This window comes from Alkalinema pantanalense CENA528, from assembly GCF_050753345.1.
Taxonomy (GTDB): domain Bacteria; phylum Cyanobacteriota; class Cyanobacteriia; order Leptolyngbyales; family Leptolyngbyaceae; genus Alkalinema; species Alkalinema pantanalense.
The window spans coordinates 55,461-65,317 of the sequence record NZ_JBLZFX010000003.1 but is presented as its reverse complement, the minus strand read 5'-3'; the positions used below and the strand labels follow the sequence as shown (position 1 = coordinate 65,317).

Genomic DNA, 9,857 nt, shown 5'->3' with positions numbered 1-9,857 from the left:
CTGTTGTCTTTCTTTGAAGGAAGTTTAAAGTTCTAGAAAGGTGCCTTGCCTAGACCCAGTTCTTGCGCTGTCTGGAGCGTGGTTCAGTGGATGAGCACCGATGATGAACACTGATGGTTGATGAACACCGCTTGTTATTGAGGAACTAGCGAATCCAGGGGCATTCTGTGGGGTTCTCTATACTGTCAAATGCATCTTCAATCCGTTGCCGTTGATGATCCATCACATCCATCGATCGAATGTCCGATCGGGTGTAATAGCCATAGGCGTTGGTTTCATTACTTAACCCCAGCTCACCGCCCACCCGCTTGACTTCAAAGTTCAACGCCACAATTTGGCAACGGTTGCCACTAGCATATTCAATCAAATAATTCGGATCACTATACACGCCCAAGAAGCGCACAATTTCCACCACCAGTCCCGTTTCCTCTACCATTTCCCGCAGGCAGGCTTCCGCTACGGACTCCCCCGGATCGACCCGCCCTCCCGGCAAACACCAGCGATCGTTATCGGTGCGCCGCGTCATCAAGATTCGTTGGCGATCGGGGTCGAATAAAACCGCCGAACATCCCAACGTAATTTGACCTGTCTTGCCAATCCGATCGCCCTGTAATACCTTTGCCATCAATCAATCTCCACCTATTTCAATAATGCCAGCATTACAAATTTGCAACGTTTTTCCCAGTAGGCTTGAAAAAAGTCTATACCATAGCGAAGTGAATCTCATTGACTAGGATAAATTTGCTATGCAATGGCTAAAACTAATTAAGCGATCGATTCCCCATAACTGGAAAGTGGGATTGCAGGCGACTCGGCGGTGGATTCGAGATTACTGGTCAGGTGATTTACAACGGTTTGCGACCCGCTCAAAGTCGATCGAGGTCGGCAATTGGCAGACCAGAATTCAGGTAGAACAGGAACTGAAACCTTCTGCGTATTCTGAAAATAAACGGCATAATCTGACGATCGCAGTTCACCAAATTGAATCTGTAGTGATTCAACCTAACCAAATTTTTTCCTTTTGGTCTGTGGTGGGCCAGCCTACTAAAAGGCGGGGCTATCTTGAAGGTCGAGCCTTAATGAACGACCAATTGCAGGCTGTGGTTGGTGGAGGGTTATGCCAATTATCAGGGTTAATTTATCTCTTGGCTCTACAGACTGATTTGGAAATTCTAGAGCGTCATTCCCATTCCCAGGATATCTACACCGACGAAACTCGGTTCGCGCCCTTGGGTTCAGATGCTACGGTTGTTTACGGTTACAAGGACTTACGGATTCAGAATCGAACAACTTCACCGTTACGCTTTCAGTTTGAAATCCAGCCAAATTCGATTACCGCATCGATCTTAGCGATTCGATCGATTCCCAAATATTCAGTTGAGTTTCTATTGGACGATCGCCACTCAGATAAGTGGGTTCAAACCCTGCGATATCTTTCTCCTTCCCAGGCTCCGCAGGTGGTTCAGCAAACAGTATATGCTCGGTAAATTGCCAGTCAATTGGCTGGTGACCTACCGACGGAGGATTGAACTGGGAATGCCAGGGAACGATCGTTGTCTGGATTCTGGGTTTAAATTATTACTGCGACGATCGTGGATTCGATCGTTGAAACCATTGCGTAATGCCGTCAGCCAGCGTATCAGCAAGCTTTAGCTGCTCCCGATCGTTGCGAATCCATTCAAACTCGTCGGGATTGATCATGTAACCTAACTCTATCAAAATTGACGGAGCCACTGCCGGACGGGTTAACGCCAAATTATTCCAAGTTACGCCGTCGGGCGATCGACCTAAGCGATTCACCACCGCATCCTGCAAAAATGCTGCTAAACTCTGCGCTTGGGAATGGTACCAAAAGGCAGAAACGCCTTTGGTTCGAATCGCGTCGCCGTCATCCGGTAAAGCATTGTAGTGAATACTAACGGAAATGGTGGGCTCAAGTTTCTGAATCATCGCCGCCCGATCGTTGGGCCACAGATCCACATCCGCCTCACGGGTCATAATCACCGTTGCACCCCGTTGCACTAAGCGATCTCGTACCAATTTGGACACCTTCAACGCTACCTCTTTTTCCGGTAAACCCGTAAACCCAACGGACCCCAAATCCTCCGGCCCCCCATGGCCCGGATCGAGCAAAATGGTCACGCCCGTTAACGGTTTCGCTGCATTGCGCGTCAGTTGCGGTGGATTGCGGAGTGACAGTACCAACGTCGAACCTTCATAGCGTAACTTATAGCCCCACTGTTGGTCAGATTTTAAGACAAAGCGATAGTCAATCTGACCCAGTCGCGTTTGCTGCCAATCCAGTCGCTCAATCACCGGATTTGTCACCAACCGCATAGTATCGGTCTGCGCCGTCACGTTGTGCAACGTCAGCGTAAATGTCCGATCGCCCTGCTGCACCGTCAGCGGTACGGGAGATTGCAACGGAAAGACCACCTCTGTCCAACCCTGTTTATTCTGCGATCGAATCCCCCGAATTGTCGATTGAACAGGGGTCGCACCGTCGATCGGCTTCGTTTCTGACTTGCGAATCCAAGCCCCGTAGTCTAACCGATACCAATCCCCCTCTGTCCCGGTCACCGTCGCGCGGGTTCCTTTGGGTAAGGGCGTCAGCCGGGAATAATCTGTACTGGCTCCCGTACGGGCCACGCCTGCGTCTGCTATGACTTCGATCGTCATCGGCTGCGTTGGCGATAGAATTTCTACTTTCCCCGGAGCCTTCTGAGTCAACCGTTTCTGATTCCATTCCAGTTCATATTCTGGTTGTCCTAGATTAACGATTCCGTTTGTATTCTCCACTTTATTCGTAGCTGTAGAACCTAATTGCCCGCAGCCCACAAAACGTCCAGGCATTTCCTGGGGTTGGATTTTGCCCGTCAGCACCCCCGTATTGCTGGGCAAATCCACCATGGGCTGTAACTGGAGCGGAATTGTTTGCTGACCTAAGTTCACCCGTACCTGAGCCTGGGGATTGGCGATCGCGCTGAAGCACATTAACTCGCCCGGTTGCCGACTGATATCCCCCGTGGGAAACAGCGAATCCTTGCCAAAGGCCAAGCCTTGGGGAATTTCCGGTTGGGCGGCTTTGCGGGTCACTGAAATTGTCAACGTTTGGCCATTACTATGTTTCAGAAAAAATTGATTTTTTCCGACCTGTAACGGAAAACTGGGGGCAAAATGTCCGGCGGCATTGCGCGCGATCGCCTTGCCGTTGATCCACACTTGTCCTTCGGGGGGCGCAGTGCCAATTAGAAAAATCTGTTGGGCTGTGGTTTCGTGATCAGGCCGTGGATAGACGACTTGGAGCGGCTGAGTAGACTGAGGCTGCGTTTTTTCAACAGCGGTTGCAGTGGAGATTCCCGGAGCAGACGGAGAGCTAGCGGGTTGGGCTTGCACAGATCGAGCCATGACTAGTAACCCTAGAGAAAGCGTCATAGAGGACGTCAGAATCAACGTCGATCGGTAATGCTTGCTAACTCTTTGATTTACCCAATATCTGCCCAAAAAATTTTGCATACTACGATCGGCTAACCCGTACCAAGAACAAGATTGTCAGACTATTCTCTCCGTAGTCTACGTCGTTGATCCAGGGTTCGCTGTGATCGTCCCTCCGATCTGACCCATCGTTGCCCTACAATATCTGGGGTAATTCTGCGGCGTGGGCACTCTAAGGTCTTATGACGAAATTTGTTTTTGTCACTGGTGGCGTGGTTTCGAGTATTGGGAAGGGAATTGTAGCGGCCAGTTTGGGGAGACTCCTGAAATCGCGTGACTATTCTGTTTCGATCCTCAAGCTTGATCCCTACATTAACGTCGATCCCGGCACCATGAGCCCCTACCAACATGGGGAAGTCTTTGTCACTGAAGACGGCGCAGAGACGGATCTTGACCTGGGTCACTACGAGCGTTTCACCGATACCTCCATGTCGCGGCTGAACAGCGTCACCACGGGATCAATTTACCAAGCGGTGATTAATAAAGAGCGGCGGGGGGACTACCACGGCGGCACGGTGCAGGTGATTCCCCACATCACCACGGAAATTAAGGAGCGGGTGCATCGGGTGGCCCGCAATACCAATCCCGATGTGGTGATCACAGAAATTGGCGGTACGGTGGGCGACATCGAATCCCTGCCGTTTTTGGAAGCGATTCGCCAATTCCGCAAAGATGTGGGACGGCAAAACGTGCTGTATATGCATGTGACGCTGGTACCCTATATTCCCACCTCTGGAGAATTAAAAACTAAACCCACCCAGCACTCCGTCAAAGAATTACGATCGATCGGGATTCAGCCAGACATTTTAGTCTGCCGCTGCGATCGGGAAATTGGCGAAGGTTTGAAGGCAAAACTGTCAGAGTTCTGTGATGTTCCAGCTTCTTCAGTGATTACCTCTCCCGATGCCAAGAGCATTTATGAAGTGCCGCTGATTTTGGAGCAGGAAGGTTTGGCTACACAAACGATCGAACTGCTGAACCTGGAACCCCGCCAGCCCGATCTGCAACAATGGCAAACCCTGGTGGAACGGCTCTACAGCCCCGCGCGGCAGATTGAAATTGCGCTGGTGGGCAAATATATACAGTTGGGTGATGCTTATCTGTCAGTGGTGGAAGCCCTGCGCCATGCCGCGATCGTCACGGGCAGCGGGCTGAATTTGCGCTGGATCAACTCCGAGGATATTGAAAATAAAGGGGCTGAAGCACTGCTAAAGGGGGTGCATGGGGTGGTGGTCCCCGGCGGCTTTGGCATCCGAGGGGTGGATGGCAAAATTGATGCTATTCGCTACGCACGGGAGAATAAGATTCCCTTCCTGGGCCTGTGCTTAGGGATGCAATGTGCGGTGATTGAATGGGCGCGGAATGTGGCGAAGTTGCCGAATGCCCACAGCGCGGAATTTAACACAGAAACAGAGCACCCGGTAATTAACCTGTTGCCGGAACAAGAGGACGTGGTGGATTTAGGCGGAACCATGCGGCTGGGAATCTATCCCTGTAAGCTGACACCGGATACCCGAACCATGGATCTCTACGGCCAGGAAATCATCTACGAACGCCATCGCCATCGTTATGAGTTCAATAACCAATACCGTCCACTATTTTTGGAAACGGGCTATCAAGTTAGTGGTACATCTCCCAATGGCCGCTTGGTGGAAATTATTGAACTGCCGAACCATCCGTTCTTTATCGCCAGCCAGTTCCACCCCGAGTTCCAGTCTCGGCCCAGCAGTTCCCATCCTCTGTTCCGAGGCTTTATGGAAGCAGCAGTACAACAGGTGCAACCGTTAACCGAGGCGATCGAACCCCCTGTGGAAGCCCCACCAGCAGCCGCAACGGTGGGTTAATCATTGCCTTCCTGTCCCCAGCCGATCGGCCATGAATTGAAAGTGCTAGCATTTTGCAAGAAAGTGCTAGCACTTTTTAATGTGAGTGCTTGTTAGGAATGCTGACTTTTAGGAAGCACGTTCGGGAAGAAGGCAAAACTGGCCCACCCAAAACAGGAGCTGCGGGATGACGATCGCCAAGCATAGACCGTTAACCTTTGATGAATTTTGGGTGCAGTATGGCGATAACGATCGCTATGAGTTGATTGACGGGGAGCTGTTTGACTTGGAACCGACGGGCAATCATGAACAGGTCGCTGCTTTTATTGCCAGAAAGCTCAATGTCCAAATTGACCTGCTGGATCTGCCCTATTTCCTTCCCCAGCGCTGCATCATTAAGCCGTTGGGGGACTGGACAGGCTTTCGCCCTGACGTGATTGTTCTCGATCAAGAGCGCTTAGCGGCAGAACCCCTTTGGCAACGAGAACCGATCGTCACCTCAGGAAATGCCATCAAGCTGGTGGCTGAAGTCGTGAGTGGTAACTGGCAAAATGACTACGCTCGCAAAACCGATGAATACGCCATCCTAGGTATTCCCGAATATTGGATTGTGGACTACGCAGGATTGGGTGGAACGGACTTTATCGGTAAACCCAAACAACCCACCCTGACGATCTGCACCTTACACAACGATCGGTACGAAAAGCAGGTGCTACGGGGGAATAGCCCGATCGTTTCTCCTACGTTTCCCGGACTCCGCTTAACCGCAGCACAGGTATTACAGGCCGGACAAGGGTTGTAGGCAGGATATAGAGGAGGTGAAGAATGACGATCGCGACGCACAAACTGACTTTTCAGGAATATCTGACCTTTGAGGATGGGACAGATACCCGCTATGAATTGGTGAATGGTGACTTAATCCCTATGAGTTTAGGAACGGGGTTGCACGGCGAAATCATCTGGGCTTTAACCCGTGTCTTGGAGCAGGAGATTCAACGGGTTAACTTTGACTGGGTAGCCAGACCAGCCCTCATTGGAGTTCAGTCGCCTCGGGGAGGACGATGGGATACTTCACGCATCCCGGATATTACCGTTCTCTCAGCAAGCCAGTGGGCCGAGATGAAAGGGAGAGAAGCGGTGATTCGTTTATCGGAAGCCCCGCCTAGCTTAGTCGTGGAAGTCGTCAGCACATCCACGAAGGCAGATGATTATGGCGCGAAATGGTCAGAATACTCGGTGCTGAACATTCCTGAGTATTGGATTGTGGATCCGATTGACTCAGCCGTGACGATTTGTAGACTGGAGAACGGACGGTATCAGGATGCTCTGTATTGCGGAGATGCCCCGATCGTCTCTCCCATGTTTCCCGGACTCCGCCTAACCGCAGAACAAGTACTCAATGCTGGGGCGTCAAGCTGAAGGTAGTTTTTGGGATCTGACCGATCGATCGTTAGCTAATCTCTCCAGTTGCTTTTTAATAAGTTTGACAAATAAAATTGTCCCCCACAAATCCCCTGTGCTTGGACGGAGAATTCACTTTCGGGGGGTGTCGGGGGAGTAGAGTCCCCTGACATTGCAGGGGGGCGGGGAGAAGTTCCCCGATCTTTGCTGCGGAGCAGCCCCGACGATCGCAACTTAGCACGAATCCATCGCACTTACATCTTTTTAACCTCAACCCTTGAGTTGAATCAGATACCCACAGCGGTGCTCGCCATCCACCAGCCAATGGGTACGCTCCACGGAGCAATCCTGAAGGGCGATCGCGAACATTTCCAACTCGTGGCCGCAAATGGTTGGAAAGGATTCCGCAATGTGGGAAATGGCGCAGTTATATTCCGTCAACACATATTTTGGGCAGCTCGCATTCTCATCCACGAGGTAGCACTCCGCCATATAGCCTTCCGCCCGTCGCAGTTCCACCAACGCCTGCACCCGCTCCGCCAGCGTGCCACTCCCCAGCGCATCCTGATAATCCTGGGCTTTGCGTTCCCACTGTTTCCGCAGAATATCGTTGACCTGATCCTTGCCCACCGTTTCCGCCAGGGTATCCAGCAACGACACCGCAAACTCATCGTAGCGATCGGGAAACTGCGATCGGCCCTTCTTGCTCAATTCATAGATATGGTTAGGCCGACCCATGCCGACCTGAACCGTTTTGTGGTGGATCAGTCCCTCAATTTCCAAATCCTTCAGATGGCGACGGATGGCCTGGGGCGACACCTGGAGTTGTTGCGCCAAATCCTGCGCAGAAGATTCCCCCTGCTTCAATAGAAATTGCAGGATATCTTGCTTTGTCGATGGCTGCTGTGTTTGGGTCATACCGTTGCGCAGTCTCTACTAAGCGAGTCTATAAGCGATCGCACGAGTTTACAGGTGAAATTTCCCAAGGAAAACCGCGATCGGATCGGGAAAAAATCCCACCCGAGTGAGCGATCTTCGTCGATCGAGTAAACTTCACCGCCCGGACTTTGACAACTTGGGGGTTGCTAAAGTAGTCTACAATTAAAGTTGAGCAACATAGGTGTTGTTTTAATTATAAGATCAACGGTTAACTGTTGTCGTTTAAGCCAATTGCGTTGTTGTTATGAGTTTAGAACCCCCCAAGCAAGCCTCTGAAAAGAACCTCGAAATCATGAAAAGCTTCGCAGAAAGCTATGCGAAGCGGACGGGAACCTACTTTTGTGTAGATCCGGGTGTGACGGCGGTGGTTTTGGAAGGGCTTGCCAAGCATAAGGAAGACCTGGGTGCTGCGCTCTGTCCCTGTCGTCACTACGAGGACAAGGAAGCCGAAGTGAAAGCCACCTACTGGAATTGCCCCTGCGTGCCCATGCGAGAACGCAAGGAATGCCACTGCATGCTGTTCCTGACTCCGGATAATGACTTTGCGGGCGATCAGCAATCCATCACCGTTGAAGAAATTCGCACCCTGACCGCCCATTAACGCCAACCCCTGCCACTGTTTCCTGAGAGAGACTGCGAGAACACGACCATGAGTGCAACTGTTCAGAACCTGGTCAATCAGCCCTACAAATATGGGTTCGTGACCAACATCGAGTCCGATACGATTCCCAAAGGACTGAACGAAGACGTTATTCGGCTCATCTCCGCCAAAAAGGAAGAGCCCGAATGGATGTTGGAGTTTCGGCTGCGGGCCTATCGCCAGTGGCTAAAGATGACTGACCCGATGTGGGCACACGTGGACTATCCACCGATCGACTACCAGGACATCATTTACTACTCCGCCCCTAAGGTTAAGGAGAAGAAAAAGAGCCTGGATGAAGTCGATCCGGAATTGCTCGACACCTTCGAGAAATTGGGCATTCCTCTCTCGGAACAGAAGCGTTTGGCCAATGTGAATGTGGCGGTGGACGCCATTTTTGACAGTGTGTCTGTGGCGACCACGTTTAAGGATAAGTTGGCGGAACATGGGGTGATTTTTTGCTCCATGTCCGAGGCGATCAAAGACCATCCTGAGTTGATTCGCAAGTATTTGGCCAGTGTGGTTCCGATCGCCGATAACTTTTATGCGGCGTTGAATTCGGCGGTCTTTAGCGATGGCTCCTTTGTCTTTGTGCCCAAGGGTGTGAAATGCCCCATGGAACTGTCCACCTATTTCCGGATTAACAACGGGGAGTCGGGGCAGTTTGAGCGGACGTTGATTGTGGCGGAGGAAGGGGCGTCGGTGAGCTACCTGGAAGGTTGCACGGCCCCGATGTATGACTCGAACCAACTGCACGCAGCGGTGGTGGAACTGGTGGCGCTGGATGATGCGGATATTAAATATTCCACGGTGCAAAACTGGTACGCCGGGGACAAAAACGGCAAGGGCGGCATTTATAACTTCGTGACGAAGCGTGGTCTGTGCCAGGGTAAAAATTCCAAGATTTCCTGGACGCAGGTGGAAACGGGTTCGGCGATTACTTGGAAGTACCCCAGTTGTGTGCTGGTGGGTGATCACTCTGTGGGTGAGTTTTACTCCGTAGCGCTGACGAATAATTACCAGCAGGCCGACACCGGAACCAAGATGGTGCACATTGGCAAAAATACCAAGAGCACGATCGTCTCCAAGGGGATTTCCGCTGGCCATTCCAAAAACAGCTATCGCGGCTTGGTGAAAATTGGCCCGAAGGCGTCGGGGGCGCGGAACTATTCCCAGTGCGATTCGATGCTGATTGGCGATGGGGCTGAGGCCAATACCTTCCCCTACATCCAAGTGCAGAATAATACGGGCAAGGTGGAACACGAAGCGTCAACTTCTAAGATTGGGGAAGACCAGCTTTTCTACTTTGCTCAGCGCGGCATTTCCATGGAAGACGCGGTATCGATGATGATCAGCGGCTTCTGTAAGGATGTGTTTAACCAGTTGCCGATGGAATTTGCGGTGGAGGCCGATAAGCTGTTGGCGCTGAAGTTGGAAGGTAGCGTGGGGTAGGTCGATGGAGATGCGCTGATGGAACAGTGTATCGATCAAGTCCCAATGGGGTAGGAGGGTAGAAGGGTAGGAGAATGAATCGGGGATATTATTTCTTTGCAAATTCC

At 51.5% G+C, this 9,857-nt stretch carries 9 protein-coding genes; 6 read left to right on the top strand and 3 right to left on the bottom strand.

From position 1 onward, the window contains the following. Positions 1-145: 145 nt before the first annotated feature. Positions 146-625, bottom strand: coding sequence for an NUDIX domain-containing protein (locus ACN4EG_RS01615; protein WP_431627408.1), 480 nt, complete (start codon positions 623-625; stop codon positions 146-148). A 121-nt stretch (positions 626-746) separates the two neighbouring features. On the opposite strand from ACN4EG_RS01615, the gene ACN4EG_RS01610 reads away from it, so the two are divergent. Next, positions 747-1,487 (top strand): VanW family protein, encoded by a 741-nt coding sequence (locus tag ACN4EG_RS01610; RefSeq protein WP_431627407.1) that lies wholly within the window; start codon positions 747-749, stop codon positions 1,485-1,487. 91 nt (positions 1,488-1,578) lie between these two features. On the opposite strand, the gene ACN4EG_RS01605 is transcribed toward ACN4EG_RS01610, so the two are convergent. Beyond that, positions 1,579-3,408, bottom strand: a complete 1,830-nt coding sequence (locus ACN4EG_RS01605; RefSeq protein ID WP_431627406.1) for an N-acetylmuramoyl-L-alanine amidase — start codon at positions 3,406-3,408, stop codon at positions 1,579-1,581. Positions 3,409-3,677: 269 nt separating this feature from the next. Between ACN4EG_RS01605 and ACN4EG_RS01600 the strand changes: the two genes are divergently transcribed. From ACN4EG_RS01600 to ACN4EG_RS01590, 3 genes are all read left to right on the top strand, one after another. Continuing rightward, positions 3,678-5,339: a CTP synthase gene (locus ACN4EG_RS01600; RefSeq protein WP_431627405.1), complete on the top strand. Its 1,662-nt coding sequence runs from the start codon at positions 3,678-3,680 to the stop codon at positions 5,337-5,339. Between the two features lie 166 nt (positions 5,340-5,505). Then, positions 5,506-6,120 (top strand): Uma2 family endonuclease, encoded by a 615-nt coding sequence (locus ACN4EG_RS01595; RefSeq protein ID WP_431627404.1) that lies wholly within the window; start codon positions 5,506-5,508, stop codon positions 6,118-6,120. Positions 6,121-6,143: 23 nt separating this feature from the next. After that, positions 6,144-6,737, top strand: a complete 594-nt coding sequence (locus tag ACN4EG_RS01590; RefSeq protein ID WP_431627403.1) for a Uma2 family endonuclease — start codon at positions 6,144-6,146, stop codon at positions 6,735-6,737. A 252-nt stretch (positions 6,738-6,989) separates the two neighbouring features. Here the strand turns inward: ACN4EG_RS01590 and sufR are convergent, their stop codons facing one another. After that, positions 6,990-7,637, bottom strand: coding sequence for an iron-sulfur cluster biosynthesis transcriptional regulator SufR (gene sufR / locus ACN4EG_RS01585; RefSeq protein ID WP_431627402.1), 648 nt, complete (start codon positions 7,635-7,637; stop codon positions 6,990-6,992). Between the two features lie 265 nt (positions 7,638-7,902). On the opposite strand from sufR, the gene ACN4EG_RS01580 reads away from it, so the two are divergent. Together ACN4EG_RS01580 and sufB are read left to right on the top strand one after the other, a co-directional pair. Next, entirely contained in the window at positions 7,903-8,259 is a 357-nt protein-coding gene (locus ACN4EG_RS01580) for a ferredoxin-thioredoxin reductase catalytic domain-containing protein (protein WP_431627401.1), read from the top strand. Positions 8,260-8,307: 48 nt separating this feature from the next. Then, positions 8,308-9,750, top strand: a complete 1,443-nt coding sequence (gene sufB / locus ACN4EG_RS01575) for a Fe-S cluster assembly protein SufB (RefSeq protein WP_431627400.1) — start codon at positions 8,308-8,310, stop codon at positions 9,748-9,750. Positions 9,751-9,857 lie beyond the last annotated feature (107 nt).